This window comes from Acrocarpospora macrocephala, from assembly GCF_009687865.1.
Taxonomy (GTDB): domain Bacteria; phylum Actinomycetota; class Actinomycetes; order Streptosporangiales; family Streptosporangiaceae; genus Acrocarpospora; species Acrocarpospora macrocephala.
Window position 1 is genome coordinate 91,940 of record NZ_BLAE01000005.1, and the last position, 16,088, is coordinate 108,027.

Consider the following 16,088-nt stretch of genomic DNA (forward strand, 5'->3'; position numbering starts at 1 on the left):
GGATTCCACGTGAGATCGCGTACGAGACGCTCGACGCGGATGCTGGTCGTCGCCGTGACAGCGCTGGCCGTCTCGTCGTCAGGTCTGCAGCCGGTGAACACCACCGTGGACTGCGACACCATCTGGCGACGAACGGGAAGCGGCTGGTACGAGAGCAACCCGAGCTACACCGACAGCCGGGACGACACGGCTGACTGGCAGTTCTCGATCCCTGAGGCACAGGGGATGAACTCCAGGGCGCTGACCAGCGGGCTGAACAGCCTGCGGGCGAACAAGTCCATCCTCAGTGCGATCGTCATCCGGCACGGCAAGATCGTCACGGAGTCGTACTACAACGGAAGCACGCGCTTCAGGAGCAACAATGTGCACTCCGCGTCGAAGGGCATGATCCAGGCGCTCCTTGCGATCGCCGTCCAGAAGGGGTACATCACGAGCCTCGACGACAAGGTCTCGAAGTACCTCCCGCGGTACCCGAACGGTGCGCAGATCAGTCTCCGGAACCTGATCTCGATGGCCTCCGGCCTCCGGTGGGAGGAGGACAGCACGGAATACAAGATCCGGATGCGGTCGGATTGGGTCGGGGCGGCCCTCTCGCAGGGGTTCCAGAGCACGCCGGGGACGCGATTCACGTACAGCACCGGCAACACTCATGTCCTGTCGGGTGTGCTGCAGGCAGCGACGGGCATGAGCACGTGTGCGTTCGCCGACACGAACCTGTTCACCCCGCTGGAGATCACCCCGGAGCACTGGGGACGGGATCCGCAGGCGATATTCGCGGGTGGCTACAACCTGTACATGACGCCCCGTGAGTTGGCGAAGTTCGGCCTGCTCTATCTGCAGAACGGTGTCTGGAAGGGCACCCAGCTCGTGCCGACCTGGGCGATCACGGACGCGACGACCACCCTGTGGCAGGTCGATGACACATTCAGCTACTCCCAGGGCTGGTGGAACCAGACCGTGTCGGGGCACAAAATGTACTTCGGCTGGGGCCACGGCGGCCAGTTCTTGTACGTCATCCCCTCCCTCGACATCGTGTTCACCACGACCGAATACACGGCGGACGGTCACGACAACATCGAGATCAACTCGAGGGAGTTCATCCAGAACTCCCTCATCCCGGCGGTCACCGGACCGTAGGGATGTTGACCATGTCGGGTGCCTGGGACCACGACGATCCGGGTGCCTTCGATGGTGTTGCCGTCGAGATTGATGCGGGGCAGCCTCCGAGGCCTCGCCGGGACATCCCCGGCGAGGCCTCGGTTGCCTGGCGTCACGTGGAGGCGGTGGCCGACCCGCCGAAGTTGCTCTTGACGGTGATGCGCTGGGGGTTGAAGACCCAGCCCCGCTGGTCCGCGTAGCGGCCACCGCCGAGGTTGGTGAGCGTGAACATGAAGGAGTCGGACGAGGTCAGGTAGACGCTGAGAATGGCGTTGGGGTTGGTGCTGGTGGCCTCGATGCGCAGGAGGCGGCCCTTCCACTCAGCGCGCTTGATCCGGACCACGTCAGAGACCGGGGGCGTGGTAGCGGGGACGACGGTCAGCGTGCCGGTGCGAGTGACGCCGAAGGCGGTGGCGGTGACGGTCACCGTGGTGCCGGCGCTGACGGAGGTGGTGGTCACGGGGAAGGCGCCGGACGACTGGCCGCCGCTCACGACCGTCTCGGCGGGGACACTGACCACGGCCGGGTTGCTGCTGGACAGTGTGACCACCGCGCCATCGGTCACGGAGGCGAACCGGACCGTGCCGGTGGCCGGGCTGCCTCCGGCGACGGTCGCCGGGCTGAACGTCACCGAGGACAGGACCGGGCCGGAAGGGACCGGGTTGACGTTGAGACAGTCCACCTGGGTGATCCCGCCCGCCGTGCCGTTGACGCACGCGAAATCGCCCGGGCCGGTGAAGGGGACGGTCGTCACGGTGAAGTCCGCGCTGAGGGCCCCGGCCGGGATGGTCACCGAGCCCGGGACCCTGACGACACCGGTATTGGTGCTGGACAGGGTCACCACCGTGTCCTGGTCGACGGCGGCCGCCAGCGTCACCGTGCCCTGCGCCGGGGTGCCCGCGACGACCGTGCCCGGGGAGATCGACAGGCTGTCGAGCGTCCCGGCGCTGAGCCCGTACGCGGTGGAAGGGAGGCCCGCCAGCGAGCCGCCGCAGAGAACAATCACCGAGGCGGCCACGACGGACAGCCTCCTGAATAAGCCTGCAATCACCTTTACCACAGCCTTCGCTGAGATCGGATCGGACGTGTCCGTAGCACAACACGGATAGCCGCCCCTCGCGGTTCAATGTGCCGGAACAGGCGGTCATCGCCGCGTACGAGTCGGGCTTGATCCAGCCGGGCGGCTGAGCTCCTCCGTCCAGCTGAAGACGTCCGAGGGCGGCCCCGGGCGGCGTGTCGAAGATCGGCGAGCCGCGTCAGTCCAGGCAGAACTCGTTGCCCTCGGGGTCGGCCATCACGATGAAGCCGGCGCTCATCGGGGGCTCGGGCTCGTCGCGGCGTAGCCGCGTCGCTCCCAGCGCGACGAGCCGGTCGCACTCGGCCTCCAGCGCCGCCATCCGCTCCTCCCCCCGCAGTCCGGGAGCCGCGCGGACGTCGAGGTGGACGCGGTTCTTGGCGACCTTGTCCTCCGGCACCTGCTGGAAGAACAGCCGCGGGCCGTGCCCGTCCGGGTCCTCGATGGCCGATCTCGTGTTGCGCTGATCCTCCGGCACGCCGACCCGCGCGAGGAAGTCGTCCCACGCGGCCAGCGGGTCGGCGCCCTCGGGCAGGTCGACTCCGGGCGGGCCGGGGTGGACGTAGCCCAGGACGTCGCGCCAGAAGAACGACAGCGCCCGCGGGTCGTGGGCGTCGAAGGTGACCTGGATGTGGCGGCTCATCGGGTTGCTCCGTTCGTCGCGGGTTTCGTGTGCAGGTAGAGGTCGCGCAGCAGGCAGACCTCGGACAGGTGGTGGATCAGCTCGCGGTGGATGTGCAGCACCAGATCGGCCATGGGCGCCTCGGGGTAGGGCTCCTTCGCGCCGATCGGGACCCGGAGCCCGGCCTCGCCGAGGCCGCGCACCCCGGCCAGCCAGAGGTCGAGCTGGGCCTCCAGCTGGTCGAGCGCGGTGGCCGCGCCTCCGGCGTACTCCCAGGTCTCGTACGACGCCGCCGGCGCGCCGAAGTGCGCCGCGTTGCGCGCCGCGAGCACGCCGACGATGACGTGACCCAGTCGCCAGGCGATCGTGGTGAAGGCCGCGGGAACCGGCTCGGGGAAGGCGTAGTCCATCGTGAAGTCCCCCGCGCCGACCTGCACAGGCGCCGTCGAGCTGCCGCGCGGCCGCACGCTCCAGGCGTCCGGCACCGGCGACCAGAAGTACTCCTCGTCGGTGAGGCCGTCGAGCCGGGCTCGGAGCTGATGGTTCCAGTGGAATTCCCACTGCTTGCGCAGCGTCCGGTTCCAGTCGAGTTCGTCTGCGTCCATGGAGCCACTCTGGCACCCCTAGCGGACAGGATCGGTCCGCTATCTCTGGCAGAGTGGAGACGTGGTCGTGGCAGGCGGTGACGAGCGGGGTACGACGGAGCGGGTGCTCACCCTGCTCGGGCTGCTGCAGCAGCGCCGGGTCTGGACCGGCCCCGAGCTCGCCGACCGGCTCGGGGTCACGCCGCGCACCGTACGGCGCGATGTCGAGCGGCTGCGCACGCTCGGCTATCCGGTGCATGCCAGCCAGGGTGTCGGCGGCGGCTACCAGCTCGGCCCGGGGCAGGACCTGCCGCCGCTGCTGCTCGACGACGAGGAGGCGATCGCCACCGCGGTCTCGCTGCTGGCTGGCGCGGGTGGCGCGGTCGCCGGCACCGGCGACGCCGCGCTCCGGGCGCTGACCAAACTCGACCGGGTGCTGCCCACCCGGCTGCGGCACGAGGTGCGGGCGCTCTCCGGCTCGGTGGAGTCCTTCGGCGGAGGCCGCACGCCGGTCGACCCCAAGGTGCTCATGACGCTGGCCAGAGCCTGCCGCGACGAGGTCGAGGCCGGCTTCGACTACCCGTCCGGGAGCTCCGGGAACGAGGTGCGGCGGCGGTCAGTCGAGCCCTACCGCCTGGTCGCCTCCGACCGGCGCTGGTACCTGTTCGCCTACGACCTCGATCGCGACGACTGGCGCAGCTTCCGCGTCGACCGGATGACCGATGTGTCCGCACGGACCCGCCGTTTCCGCCCGCGCGCGGCGCCCGACGCGGCGACGTACGTGCAGGAGGGGGTGGCGAGCCGGGTCTACCCGCACCAGGCGCGCTTCCTCGTGCACGCGCCGGCCGGCACGGTGCGCGCGCAGATTCCGGCGTCGGCGGCCGTCGTACGACCGCGCGGAAGCGAGCGCTGCGAGGTGCTCAGCGGCGCCGCCAGCCTCGACTTCGTGCTCATGCACGTGCTCCTGCTGGGGCACGACTTCGAGGTGCTCGACCCTCCGGAGCTCGGGAGTCGCTGCCGCGCGCTGGCGGAGAGACTGCTGTCGGCCGGCGCGACGATCTCATCGGTGCAAGACAGCCCAGCAGTGGAACCCTGACCGGATCTCGTGCATGGCACACGCCTGCGGGTGGACCGTGCGGGCGATGCGCCCTCACGTGGCGTCACCGGCCAGGCGCAGGCCTGCCGGTTCTGTCGGTGGCGTGTGCGAGCATGACGCTTTGCCGGGCGTCGAGGGGAACCAATTGTTCAGATCACTGCCCGCGGCGGCCAGGACGCTGGTGTGGGTGCGGATCCTCAACCAGCTCGGCGCCTATGCGCTGTCGTTCCTGGCGGTGCTGGCCGGGCCGGATCTGGCCGCGGCGGCGCTGGCCCTGTTCGGGCTGACGGCGCTGGCGTCGCGCTGGGCGGGGGCGTTCCTGCTGGATCGCTGCTCACCCCGCGGCGTGCTGGCCGGCGGGCTGGCCGCAACCGGCGTGGCGCTGTTCGGGCTTGCGCCGGCGCACGGGCCGGCGCAGGTGCTGATCGCGATCGCGCTGGTCGGACTGGCCTTCGAGCTGTATGAGCCGGCGGCCCAGGAGCTGCTGGCGCGGGCGAGTTCGGGCGAGCAGCGCCATGCGACGTACGCGGTGATGGGCGTGGTGTTATCGGCGGCCGGAGCGGTCGCGGGACTGCTGGCCGCAGTGTTGCTGCCACTGGGGGTGCGCTGGCTGGTGGCCGCCGACGCGCTCACCTGCCTGGCGGCGGCCGCCGTGGCGATGGCGTTCCTGCCGCGCGAAGCCGGCGAGGGCCGGCGAGCCGCGCGCCGCGCCCGGCCGGGTGGGCGCTGGCGGCCACCGGCGGCCCTGCTGCGGCTGACAGTGGCCAGCACCGCGTTCGCGGTCGGTTACCTGGCGGTGATGATGTACCTGCCGCTGGCGCTGCTGGAGCGTGGCGTGGCCGCGTGGGTCCCCGGTCTGACGCTGGCGGGCGCGGCCGTGCTGGCCCCGCTGGCCCTGTGGGCGGCCCGGCGGCTGCTGGCCGGACGCATGCACCGGGTGATCCTCGGCGTCGGCACGGTGCTGCTTGGAGTGCTGGCGCTGGTCATGGCTTCGACCACCAGCGCGCAACTCACCATCGCCGCCTACCTGGCCGGCACCGCGGTCAACGGCGTGCTGCTCGGCCGCTGGCAGTCGATGATCGCCGATGCCGCGCCGGAGCGGGAACGACCTCGCTGGTTCGCCTTCCAGGGATCGTCGTGGGGCCTGGCGCAGCCCGCCGTCCCACCGCTGGCCGCACTGGCCGCCGGTGCCGTGGGCACCGCCGGGGCGGGCGCCTTCCTGGCCGCGGGCGTGGCGTTCCTGCTCGTGCCGTTCGCACTGCGCCGCGCCACGGCTGCTACTACGGCCTGACAGTTACGGCGAGCTGGAGTCTCCGCTGTCACGCCAGGGCCCGTACCGCCTCCACTCCCGTCCCCACCGCCGTGCGGAAGGCCGGGTCCAGTTCGGCCGGTGGCGTGAGCTCCTCATCCCCTCACACATGACAGCGTCCACCTTCGATGGACGCCGAAAACCCTTTGCGGGGCAGCGGGAGTGGCCGACACACTCTCGGGGTGGTTGAGAACCTGCACATCGATGGGCGCGCCGGCATCGATGCGGGGCTGGTGAAGCGGCTGGTCGCAACCCAGTTCCCGCAGTGGAGCGCCCTTCCCGTGACACCGGTCGAGGTCGACGGGTGGGACAACCGCACCTACCGGCTCGGTGCCGAGATGTCGGCGCGTCTTCCCACTGCCGCCGGCTATGCCCCAGCGGTCGACAAGGAACATCGATGGCTGCCGGTTCTCGCACCGTCGTTGCCGGTTGCCATTCCCGCGCCTCTGGCGAAAGGGGCACCGGGCGAGGGGTACCTGTTCAGCTGGTCGATCCGCGGTTGGCTGGACGGCGAGACCGCGAGCGTTGACCGCATCGACGACCTGTCGGAATTCGCGGCCTCGGTTGCCGACTTCCTTCTCGCCCTGCAGCGCATTGACGCTACTGGCGGGCCGCCGGCGGGCGCGCACAGCTTCTATCGGGGTGTGTCACCGGCCCACTACGACGATGACACACGCCGCTCCCTCGCCCTGCTGGACGGCCGCATCGACACCACCCGGGCCTTGGCCGTGTGGGACGCCGCCCTCGAGGCGGCCTGGTCCGGGCCGCCGGTGTGGTTCCACGGCGACTTCGCGAGCGGCAATCTGCTGGTCAGGAACGGAAAGCTGGCTGCCGTCATCGACTTCGGGACATCAGGTGTCGGCGATCCCGCCTGCGATCTGGTGATCGCGTGGACGATGTTCTCAGGCGAGAGCCGGGAGACCTTCCGCGGCGCTGTCGGTCAGGATCCCGCCATGTGGGCGCGGGCTCGCGGCTGGGCCCTGTGGAAGGCCCTGATCACCCTGGCCGAGGACATCGACAAGGACGAGAAGCGAGCCGCGGGCAACCGCCGCGTCATCGATGAAGTCCTGGCCGACCACGATCGCGCCAACTGACCCCGGGGGCACCAGGCCAACGTCGGGTTGGTGGTTCTCGGTGGCTGCTCTGGAGCGCCCGTACCTGGTGCCTGAGGGCCTAAAGGTTCGTGCCACCTCGATCCGTGGCGGTCCGGTCAGGAGGCGACAGGAGCGACTGCACTGTCGCGATGACGACGCGGGCGAACATCCTCTGTCTTCAACCGCCCGGCGCGGTTCTCCTCCGCGGCGCCTTTCAGGATGTAGTGCACGGCACTGACCAGCCAGGTGATCGGCAGGTCGGTGCGGAACGCGGCTTCGTTCTGGCCACGGCGGATGAGCTCTTCGACACGCTGCGCGGGGGCGGCGTGCAGCTGGAGGACGCGTCCGGGGGGAAGAGTTCCCTGGGCCGCCGTCAGCAACGCCATGGATTCGGCCACGAGGGACCAGCTGGAGTCGAGCAACCGGGCCAGCGCGTCCTGCGCGTCCCCGGTGAGATCGACGGCTGACAGCACCTCGTCACCGGCGCGCATCGCGTCGGCCAGGGCGGCCTCGACTAGTTCCGCCCGGGTGCGGAAGTGGCCGTAGAGCGTCATCCGGCCCACTCCGGCGGCCTTGGCGATGTCGTCGACGCTCGCGTTCGGATCACCGCTCAGGGTCTCGCGTGCCGCGGAGACGATGCGGGCGATGCTGCGTTCGGCGTCTTGATCTACGCGATCACGCGCGCTGGAGACCACGGGTGGCTCACCGCCACGACCGGGTGGCTCGTGCCGGCGGCCGTGCTGGGCTACCTGGCGTTCGTGATCAGGCAGAAGACCGCCAGGTCGCCTCTGATGGACCTCACCCTGCTGGTACGGCGCCCGGTGGCCACCGGCACGTTCCTCATCCTGATGGCGACGGCGCTGATGATCGCGGTGTTCTTCCTCGGCACCTTCTACTTCCAGCACGCGCGGGGCTTCGGCGCCCTCCAGACCGGCCTGCTGTTCCTCCCGGTCGCGGTGGGGACGATGCTCGGGGCCAACCTCACCGGCCGGGCCATAGCCAGGGCCGGAGCGCGCCGGCTCGCCGTGGCCGGACTGCTCACCACCGCGATCGGCATGGCCGTGCCCGCCCTGTCGATGCACCCCGTGACCGTCGTGGCGGGCACCGCGGTGGCGGCCGCCGGGGCCGGCGCGATGTTCGTCGTCGCCTCGGCGACCGCTCTCGGCCAGGTGGCCCCGCACGAATCCGGTATCGCCTCCGGCATCGTCAGCACCTTCCACGAGTTCGGCGCCTCCATCGGAGCCGCGGTCATCTCCAGCGTCGCGGCGGCCGGCATCACCGGGGACGCGCTCTCCGGGTTCACTGACGGCTTCATCCTCGCCGCGGTCGCCGCGGGTGTCGCGGCCCTCGTGGCCGCCATCCTGACACCCGGGCGAGCCGGCACACGCTGATGTGACGCCGCCGCGCAGCAGGTCCTGCGCGGCGGCGACCGCTTAGAGGCATTGAGCGAGCATGGCGGTCTTGTCTTGCTCGGTAACACGAAGGTCGTACTTCGCGGCGACCTGGGCGAAACGGGTGACGTAGGCGCAGCGGATCTTCTGTACCGGCGGGAGCCAGGATGCCGGGCCGGCGCCGCCCTTGGCCTCGTTGATGGGGCCGTAGACGGGCATCAGGTTGAGGGGGTCGTTGGCGATCCGTACCCGCTTGTCTTCCGGCCACTCCCAGGCGCCCATCCGCCATTCGTACGACAGGGGCACCACGTGATCGACCTGCACCTGGCCCGCGTCCTGCTTGCGCCACTCGATCGTCTTGCCGGTGTAGGGGTCCGAGAGTTTCATCGCGACGACTTCACAGCGCGATCCGGGACGGAATTTCAGGTCTTCTCCGTCCCGGGCGAGCAAGTCATCGCGGGTACGACATCCGTTCTTCGCATAGGGGACGTCTATCGCGGTGTCCGCCCAATTCTCGCCGAACCAGGAGCGTGTGTAGCCCCATAGGGAGTAGGGCTCCATGACCCCCAGCTTCTTGATTAATTCGACGGACTTCGCCCGGTCCGCGCGTGAGGTGATGGGAACCAGTCCTGGCCTGGTCCCGTCCGGGTTGTGCAGAGGGTTCGCGCTCACGCCGACCGGGGAAACGCTCGGTGTGATCGCGGGTGCTGGGCGTCGGGCGTCGGGGGTTCGCGTGGCGGACTGTCGGGTGGCGACCACGAGCCAGCTTGTGGCGGCGCATGCGAACAGCAGGAAGGCGATCCGCTTGGTGATTGTCACGAGGTCTCCCTCTGGTCTGCATCGTCTGGGAGGTCCGTCCCGCCCGCTCACGATCAGGAGCGATAGCCGACAAGGCCCTTCGCCGCCTTCCGCGCGATCGGCGACCGCCGGGGATCGCGGCTTGGGGCCGCGTCAGGTCGGCGCGCTGGTACGCGGCGTGGCGGTACGCGGCGTGGCGGTCGGTAGCGCGGTTTGGCGCGATTTGGTGGATTCCTCGTCCCCGGCCGACGCGATGGACGACGGCCGGGGACGTCATCTCACATCTGCTACTTATTCAACTTGACCAGGTACTTGGCGGAGGCCCAGCCGGGCTTGCCGCAGGAGGACTTGACCGCCACCCAGTTCCTGACGGGCTGGCAGGCTCCGGCGAAGAACCCGTCGGCCACTTTGAGCTTGCCGATGCGGTGAGAGCGCAGCGACGGGTTGAGGCGGACATTGAGGTAGCTACTCGGACGCACATGCCCAACTTGGTACACGCACGCAAGGGCGGCCCGGGGCACCTTGGGGTGGGGGTGGGTGCTGGCCGAGGCCGGCACGCTGGCGACCGTGAGCCAGCCCGCGGCACAGACGATCATTGAGGCGGCGATTCGTTTTCCCATGGGAATGTCTCCCTTCGCTTGCATCGCGTCCGTGGGCCCGAACCCGTCGGATGGTCAAGTCCTGGTACTTGACCTGCGATGATTACGTAAGGTACATAGCCAGTTACTCTATGTATAAACATGGAAGCAATGGAAGGCGCTGCCACTCACCTGGAGTGATCCAAGAGGAGGCAACGCCTTAAGCGTCCGCCGGAGCCCACGGCAGCTCCAGCCGGCAGCCTGAACCTGGCCGCGACGAGCAGGCTCGCCAGAACGGCCAGTCGTGCCGCGAACGCGGCGACCTCCCCCGGCGGGGTCAGGCGGGGATGAGGAGGGTTGTCAGCAAGTCGTCGAGGGTGATCAGGCCCTCCAGGGCGCCGTCGGCGGTGCGGACGAGGGCGAGCTGGCTGTGGGCGGCGCGCAGGGTCGTGACCGCGTCGGTGATCGAGGTGCCGGGTGTGAGAGTGGGTGTCTGGTGCGACAGCCGACGGGCTGGGACGGGCCGGGCCGCTCTGCGGGCGAGATAGGCGTCGCGGACGTGGACGACGCCGATCGGCGTCTGGTCGTCCCAGACGATCAGGCGGGTACGGCGGGTGGCGGCCGAGGTGTCGATCACATCCTGCGCGGACGCGCCCCCTTGCACTCCGACGATGTCGGCCACCGCGACGACGAGCGGAGCGATCTTGGCGGTGGGGGCGTGCAGGGCCCGGGTGAGCACGGCGTGGTCGTCGCTTTCGATGAGGCCGAGCCTGCGTGATTCCTCCACCAGGTGCTGCAGTTGCTGCGGCGTGCGGGGGTTGGCCTCGCCGTCCGCCCGGGGGTGGACGCGAACCAGGCGCAGCAGGCCGTTGCTGACGCTGTTCAGGACGCGCAGCAGCGGCCGGACGACCACGGTGAAGGCGCGGAATGGCGGCGCGAGCAGGGTGGCGGAGCGTTCTGGGTGGGCGATGGCCCAGGACTTGGGCGCCATCTCGCCGATGACCATGTGCAGGAACGTCACGAGGGCCAGGGCGATGACGAAGGCGACGGCGTGCGCGGCGGCCTCAGGCAGGCCGATGGTGTGGAAAAGGGGCGTGAGGGTGCCGGCGATGACCGGTTCTGAGACCACGCCCAGGCCGAGCGAGCACAAGGTGATGCCCAGCTGCGCCCCGGCGAGCATGAGCGACAGCTCCTTGATGCCCGCGAGCGCGGCGGCGGCCGCGCGGCTGCCCTGGGCCGCGGCCTTTTCCAGCCGGTGTCGTTTGGCGGCCACCAGCGCGAACTCGGCGGCGACGAAGAAGCCGTTGCCGATCAGCAGGAGCAGGGTGAGCAGGAGCCCGGTGGACAGGTTCACGAGGTGCGCTCCTGGCGGTCATGACGGACGGGGGTGAGCCTGACTCGTTCGGGTACGTGCCGGTCCAGGCTCAGCACCTCGATCTCGACGTGGGTGGGCGCCTCCGCCTCCAGGGTCGGGGCCAGCTCCACGGCCAGGACGTCGCCCACCACGGCGAAGCGGCCCAGGCGCGCCAGGATCAACCCGGCAAGGGTGTCGTAGTCGTCCTCATCGGGCAGTTCCAGGTCGGTCTCCAGGGCGATCTCGTCAACCCGCAGCCCGGCGTCCAGCTCCCAGCGTTGTCCCCGCCGTACGGCGAGGGGGTCGTCGAGGTCGTTCTCGTCGGCGATCTCGCCGACGAGTTCCTCGGCCACGTCCTCCCAGGTGACCAGACCGGCCAGGCCGCCGTGCTCGTCCAGAACGCAGGCGACTTCCTCGCCGCGCTGGTGCATCTGGGTGACCAGGTCGGGCAGCGACGCCGAGAACGGCACCACCAGCACCGGGCGGGCGATATCGGCCACCCGTGTGGACGCGGCGTCGGCCGGGGCGACCTTGACGAGTTCGCGCAGGCCGACGATGCCGACGACGTCGTCCACCCGCTCGCCCAGGACGGGGTAGTGGGTGTGACCGTGGGCGGCGAGGATGCCGTCCAGCTGGGCCACGGTGGCCGTGGCGTTGACGCTGACGACGTCCACGCGGGGCCGCATCACCTGGCCGGCGGTGTGCTCGGAGAAGGCCAGCGCCCGCTCGAGCAGGTCGCCCTGGCTGCCGGGCAGATGACCGTGGGCCTGCGATTCGCCGATGATGTGGCCCAGCTCCTCCAAGGTGGCGCCGTGGTGCAGTTCCTCGACCGGTTCGATGCCGACCGCGCGCAGCAGCTTGTTGGCGGCGGTGTCGAACAGCTTGATGATCGGCCCGGCGATCATCAAATAGATGAGGGTGGAGCCGGCCAGCGTGCGAGCCAGCGGTTCGGGTCTGGCCAGCGCCCAGTTCTTGGGCGCGAGCTCACCCAGCACCATCTGGATGATCGTGGCCAGGATGAAGCCGAGCGCCAGGGCGACGCCGCCCACCATCGGGGCGGGCAGGCCGACCGCTTCCAGGGCCGGCGCGATCAACTCGGCCAGCGCGGGTTTGGCGATGAAGCCGACCACCAGCGCGGTGACGGTGATGCCCAGCTGCGCGCCGGAGAGCATGAACGACAGCCGCTCCATCACCTTGATCGCCTTGGCGGCCTTCTTGTCGCCGCCGGCGGCCTGCTGCGACAGGGCCAGCCGGTCGGCGGTGACGAAGGCGAACTCCTGCGCGACGAAGTAACCGGTGGCCAGCGTCAGCACGAGAACCGCCAGCAGGCCGAGCGCGACGCTCACCTCGACACCCCGGCTCGTATCCGCCTGCGGTTACGGACCCTGGCATCCGGTGACACGGATTCCACCACCTGGTTCTTCTCGATGTCGCTGACGACGTGTCCGGTACCGCACTTTCCCACGAGGATCGTTGCTCCCACTTGAACACGTCGAACAGGCCGTCGGGCAGAAGAACGAAGAGGCGGCGCTGTGCGTTCCGTCTGGTGACAACGATTGGCGAGGAAACTGTCACCCATCCGAGCCCGATCGCCGGAACCTCCCGCCCGAGATGATCGTTTGGCCCTCCGGCATGCACCATCGTCCAACGTGACAGGAGAAGCAACGGTGGTCTTCAAACGGATGCTCGGAGCCTTCGGCGTCGGCGCACCCTCGGTGGACACGGTCCTGGCCGTGTCCCGGATCCAGCCCGGCGGATCGCTGGCCGGGCAGGTGCGGCTCAAGGGCGGCGACTTCGACGCCGAGATCGAGCACATCACCCTGGGCCTGGTGGCGCGGGTGGAGATCGAGCACGGCGACGGCGAAGGCAGCGGGCTCGGGGAGTTCTTCCGCTTCCAGGCCTCCGGTCCCTTCATCCTGCGCAAGGGCGAGGAGCGGGCCATCGACTTCCAGACCCCGATCCCGTTCGAAACGCCGATCAGCGAGATCGGCGGCCAGCAGCTGCACGGCATGCAGCTCGGGGTGCGCACCGAGCTGGCCATCGCCAAGGCCGTCGACAAGGGTGACCTGGACAGCATCGCGGTCGAGCCGCTGCCCTCCCAGAGCGCGGTCCTGCACGCCCTGATCCAGCTCGGCTTCCAGTTCAAGTCAGCCGACCTCGAAGCCGGCCAGGTCTTCGGCACCCGCCAGGAACTCCCGTTCTACCAGGAGATCGAGTTCTACCCGCCCGCCCAGCACGCGAGCCACGTCAACGAGATCGAGCTGACGTTCGTGGCCAGCGCGACCGGGCTGGAGGTCATCCTGGAGGCCGACACGCGCTCGGGCCACTCCGGCGACGCCGTCGGCCGCTTCCACCTCAGCCACGACGAAGCCCTGCGCACCGACTGGGCCGGCGAGATCGACCGCTGGCTGATCGGACTCGCCCAGTACGGAGCCGGCGGCCACCACATTCCCCACCACGACGGCTACGGCGACCACCACCATGAGCACCACCATGAGCACCGCAGCGGACCAGGCTGGGGTGCGGTCGCGGCCGCCGGTGCCGCGGGCGTAGTCGGCGGGCTCGTGGCCGGTGAAATCATCGAAGAGATCTTCGAAGACGAAGAGGAAGAAAGCGACGAGGACTGATAAACGGCGTCTGGGCCGCCCCTCCAATGGGCGGCCCAGAACCAAGGTTCGCAGGGGCGGCGGTCAGCGTAGGACTACGGTCTTGTGGCCGCTGAGGGCCACCCGGTTTTCGGTGTGCCAGCGTACGGCGCGGGCCAGAGCCCGGCACTCCCCCCGGCCCACCCCGCACCCGTGGCTCACCTACACCGAGCCGCTGCGGCTGACCGGCAAGGGCGACCAGGTGCTGGGCGCGTTCATCGAGTGCACCGATTGGATGCGCGTGTTCACCCCGCACGCCGAGCGAGCCGCCGCCCGCGGCTGGCCGGTGTACGAGCTCGCCACCGGCCACGAGGCGATGGTCACGGCACCCGCCGAACTCGCGGAACTACTCCTGCGGGCCGCCGCAGCCTGACCGGAAACAGCTCGCAGTCCGGGTCGTTCAGGGGCTACCGTCAGGATGCCGAATCTCCGGGGAGCCGCCTGATGACCACCTCTGCCCCGCCCTGCCGTCTTTACGTGCTCGTCGCCACGGCCGCGCCCGTCGCGCTGATCATGCGCCGTGGTCCGTCCAGCTGGTGGCACCTGCTGGAGTGGGACCTGCGGCTTCCCGAGGTGAGACCCGGCGCCTGGTTTCGCGGGACGCTCTATCCGCGCCGGTGCGACATATCGCCCGACGGGAAGCTTCTCGGGTATTTCGCATTCGGGGACGGGCAGCCCCCTTGGGACGCCTATTTCGCCGTATCCAAGGCGCCGTGGCTTACCGCGCTCGCGGCCTGGCGCACTTACGGCACCTGGACCGGCGGCTGCGAGTTCGCCGCCGACAACAGCCTGACGATCTCCGCTTCGATGGAGAAGCAGCCCTTCCACGGCAGCCACCCGTACGACGCGGTCGTGCAGGGCCTCACCACCGACTGGACCTACCGGGACCTGCAGAACGAGTACAAACGCGGCTGGTCCCCCCTGGAGGGGGCGGCGGATCGGATGCCCCCCGAGTTGCGCGAAGCCGTACTCATCGGCCGCATCCAGCCGGGCGGCGACCGCGCGCTAGTGCTGGCCCACACCGGGACCGACTTCCAGCAGCACGGGATCGAGGGCGTACAGGTCAGTTACCTGCGCGAGGAGGACGACGGCACCCTCACGCCGCTGCCCGAGGCGGCCTGGGCCGACTGGGACAGCGAGGGCCGACTGCTCATGGCCACCCGCGACGGCGAAGTCAAGATCATCGAGCGACAGTCCGGCGCGTGGACGCAAACCTGGTCCCAGGACCTGCGCGACCTCATCCCCGACCCAGCGCCGTCCCCTGCCTGGGCCCAGACCTGGTAGCTCAACGGGAGGATCTGTCGAGCTTGTCGTGCAGGAACTTGACGGCGGCGGTGCGGGCCTGAATCGCCTCGGGGAGTACAGGTTCCCAGTGGAAGCCGTGCCACATGCCCTCGGAGACCAGCAGCCTGGTTTGGACCCCGGCGTCGTCGAGCCGCCAGGTGAGGCGGACGATATCGCTGAGGTTGAGGTCACGGGTGCCGGTGGTGAGCACGGTGGGCGGGAAGTCGGCGCTGTAGTCGGCGTAGACCGGGGAGAGGCCAGGTGAGTCGAGAGGTTCGTCCCCGGCGTAGAAGCGGGCGGGGACCTCGACGCGGAGGTTGGCGACGAGCCCGTCCCTGCGGTCGTTGGCGACGATGCTGTCGCCGACGCCGGTGAGGTCGGTCACCGGGGTGAACAGCCCGAGCGCGGCGATCATCGGCAGCCCTTCGGCCTTGGCCGCGAGGACGGTCGCGGTGAGCAGGTTGCCCCCGGCCGAGCTGGCGACGCCGACGATGTTCGCGGGGTCGTAACGGCGGACGAGTTCCCGGTAGACGGCGAGGATCTCGTTCACCGCCTGCGGATATATGGCCTCCGGCGCGAGGGTGTAGTCGATGGAGTAGACGCGCACGCCGAGTTCGCGGGCCATCAGCAGGCCGACGCGGTCCCGGGCGGTGCCCAGGAAGAATCCGCCGCCGTGGATGTTGATCGCGATCTGGTCCCGCCGGTTCGGGGCGATCGCGGGAGGAGTGACGACCGTCACGGGTACTCCCCCGATTGTCTCCCGGTGGAGGGTGAGGCCGTACCGGGCGATCAGCTCATCCTCGACGATCTTCTCCGTGGCGGTGAAGTTCTCCCGTTCCTGGATGAGCCGCTCTCTCGTGACCAGCACCGAGGTGAGCGCGTCGGGCAGGAACAAGGGTCGCATGCCCGCCAGGAACCTTGCCGCCTCATCGCTCATCGTGGTGCGCTGGGCCGCGGTCGCGGCGAGGGGGCGGTTGCCGTAGGTGAGGGCCAGGTGGGTGCCGGCGGGGATCAGGACGGCCAAGGCGACGGCCAGCCCGATCAGCCATCGGCGGCGACTCTTCCTGGCAGGGCTGGGACGGAGATCAGGTTCGGACACA

17 protein-coding genes are annotated in these 16,088 nt (G+C 69.7%); 8 read left to right on the forward strand and 9 right to left on the reverse strand.

Annotated elements, in window-relative coordinates; genetic code table 11:
- Nucleotides 1-9: 9 nt before the first annotated feature.
- Entirely contained in the window at nt 10-1,137 is a 1,128-nt protein-coding gene (locus tag Amac_RS03395; protein WP_155352813.1) for a serine hydrolase domain-containing protein, read from the forward strand.
- A gap of 133 nt (nt 1,138-1,270) precedes the next feature.
- Here Amac_RS03395 and Amac_RS03400 read toward each other — a convergent pair whose 3' ends face one another.
- The 3 genes from Amac_RS03400 to Amac_RS03410 all read right to left on the reverse strand — a co-directional run bounded on the left by Amac_RS03400 (nt 1,271) and on the right by Amac_RS03410 (nt 3,460).
- Nucleotides 1,271-2,176 (reverse strand): hypothetical protein, encoded by a 906-nt coding sequence (locus Amac_RS03400; protein ID WP_155352814.1) that lies wholly within the window; start codon nt 2,174-2,176, stop codon nt 1,271-1,273.
- A 238-nt stretch (nt 2,177-2,414) separates the two neighbouring features.
- Nucleotides 2,415-2,876 (reverse strand): VOC family protein, encoded by a 462-nt coding sequence (locus Amac_RS03405; RefSeq protein ID WP_155352815.1) that lies wholly within the window; start codon nt 2,874-2,876, stop codon nt 2,415-2,417.
- On the reverse strand, nt 2,873-3,460 hold the full coding sequence (locus Amac_RS03410; RefSeq protein WP_155352816.1) for a DinB family protein: 588 nt from the start codon (nt 3,458-3,460) through the stop codon (nt 2,873-2,875). The genes Amac_RS03405 and Amac_RS03410 overlap by 4 nt, the downstream gene beginning before the upstream one ends.
- A gap of 61 nt (nt 3,461-3,521) precedes the next feature.
- On the opposite strand from Amac_RS03410, the gene Amac_RS03415 reads away from it, so the two are divergent.
- The 3 genes from Amac_RS03415 to Amac_RS03425 all read left to right on the forward strand — a co-directional run bounded on the left by Amac_RS03415 (nt 3,522) and on the right by Amac_RS03425 (nt 6,938).
- The gene (locus Amac_RS03415) at nt 3,522-4,535 is read left to right on the forward strand and encodes a helix-turn-helix transcriptional regulator (protein ID WP_155352817.1); all 1,014 of its coding nucleotides are present in this window, start codon (nt 3,522-3,524) and stop codon (nt 4,533-4,535) included.
- Nucleotides 4,536-4,680: 145 nt separating this feature from the next.
- Nucleotides 4,681-5,826, forward strand: a complete 1,146-nt coding sequence (locus Amac_RS03420) for an MFS transporter (protein ID WP_170322287.1) — start codon at nt 4,681-4,683, stop codon at nt 5,824-5,826.
- Nucleotides 5,827-6,026: 200 nt separating this feature from the next.
- Complete coding sequence (locus Amac_RS03425) at nt 6,027-6,938, forward strand: aminoglycoside phosphotransferase family protein (protein WP_246268057.1); 912 nt, start codon at nt 6,027-6,029, stop codon at nt 6,936-6,938.
- A gap of 116 nt (nt 6,939-7,054) precedes the next feature.
- On the opposite strand, the gene Amac_RS03430 is transcribed toward Amac_RS03425, so the two are convergent.
- Nucleotides 7,055-7,633: a TetR/AcrR family transcriptional regulator gene (locus tag Amac_RS03430; RefSeq protein WP_170322288.1), complete on the reverse strand. Its 579-nt coding sequence runs from the start codon at nt 7,631-7,633 to the stop codon at nt 7,055-7,057.
- Nucleotides 7,634-7,663: 30 nt separating this feature from the next.
- Here Amac_RS03430 and Amac_RS03435 point away from each other — a divergent pair, with 30 nt between their 5' ends.
- Nucleotides 7,664-8,329, forward strand: coding sequence for an MFS transporter (locus Amac_RS03435; protein WP_218040860.1), 666 nt, complete (start codon nt 7,664-7,666; stop codon nt 8,327-8,329).
- Nucleotides 8,330-8,371: 42 nt separating this feature from the next.
- On the opposite strand, the gene Amac_RS03440 is transcribed toward Amac_RS03435, so the two are convergent.
- The 4 genes from Amac_RS03440 to Amac_RS03455 form a co-directional block, all read right to left on the reverse strand.
- The gene (locus tag Amac_RS03440; RefSeq protein WP_246268059.1) at nt 8,372-9,148 is read right to left on the reverse strand and encodes an HNH endonuclease family protein; all 777 of its coding nucleotides are present in this window, start codon (nt 9,146-9,148) and stop codon (nt 8,372-8,374) included.
- A gap of 266 nt (nt 9,149-9,414) precedes the next feature.
- Nucleotides 9,415-9,747, reverse strand: a complete 333-nt coding sequence (locus Amac_RS03445; RefSeq protein ID WP_155352822.1) for an SH3 domain-containing protein — start codon at nt 9,745-9,747, stop codon at nt 9,415-9,417.
- 295 nt (nt 9,748-10,042) lie between these two features.
- Entirely contained in the window at nt 10,043-11,059 is a 1,017-nt protein-coding gene (locus Amac_RS03450; RefSeq protein ID WP_155352823.1) for a hemolysin family protein, read from the reverse strand.
- The gene (locus Amac_RS03455) at nt 11,056-12,405 is read right to left on the reverse strand and encodes a hemolysin family protein (protein ID WP_155352824.1); all 1,350 of its coding nucleotides are present in this window, start codon (nt 12,403-12,405) and stop codon (nt 11,056-11,058) included. The genes Amac_RS03450 and Amac_RS03455 overlap by 4 nt, the downstream gene beginning before the upstream one ends.
- Nucleotides 12,406-12,726: 321 nt before the next feature.
- Between Amac_RS03455 and Amac_RS03460 the strand changes: the two genes are divergently transcribed.
- From Amac_RS03460 to Amac_RS03470, 3 genes are all read left to right on the forward strand, one after another.
- Nucleotides 12,727-13,686 carry a sporulation protein gene (locus Amac_RS03460; RefSeq protein ID WP_174900138.1) on the forward strand — a complete coding sequence of 320 codons (960 nt, stop codon included), beginning with the start codon at nt 12,727-12,729 and terminating at the stop codon, nt 13,684-13,686.
- 82 nt (nt 13,687-13,768) lie between these two features.
- Nucleotides 13,769-14,077, forward strand: coding sequence for a hypothetical protein (locus Amac_RS57825; protein ID WP_218040861.1), 309 nt, complete (start codon nt 13,769-13,771; stop codon nt 14,075-14,077).
- A 71-nt stretch (nt 14,078-14,148) separates the two neighbouring features.
- Nucleotides 14,149-14,988 (forward strand): hypothetical protein, encoded by an 840-nt coding sequence (locus Amac_RS03470; protein WP_155352825.1) that lies wholly within the window; start codon nt 14,149-14,151, stop codon nt 14,986-14,988.
- A gap of 1 nt (nt 14,989) precedes the next feature.
- On the opposite strand, the gene Amac_RS03475 is transcribed toward Amac_RS03470, so the two are convergent.
- The gene (locus Amac_RS03475; protein WP_155352826.1) at nt 14,990-16,087 is read right to left on the reverse strand and encodes an alpha/beta hydrolase; all 1,098 of its coding nucleotides are present in this window, start codon (nt 16,085-16,087) and stop codon (nt 14,990-14,992) included.
- Nucleotide 16,088 lies beyond the last annotated feature (1 nt).

What these genes read in the sequence shown, in the direction of transcription:
- Amac_RS03410 (WP_155352816.1), bottom strand. Translation starts at nt 3,460, where the DNA reads ATGGACGCAGACGAACTCGACTGGAACCGGACGCTGCGCAAGCAGTGG.
- Amac_RS03405 (WP_155352815.1), bottom strand. Translation starts at nt 2,876, where the DNA reads ATGAGCCGCCACATCCAGGTCACCTTCGACGCCCACGACCCGCGGGCG.
- Amac_RS03445 (WP_155352822.1), bottom strand. Translation starts at nt 9,747, where the DNA reads ATGGGAAAACGAATCGCCGCCTCAATGATCGTCTGTGCCGCGGGCTGG.
- Amac_RS03470 (WP_155352825.1), top strand. Translation starts at nt 14,149, where the DNA reads ATGACCACCTCTGCCCCGCCCTGCCGTCTTTACGTGCTCGTCGCCACG.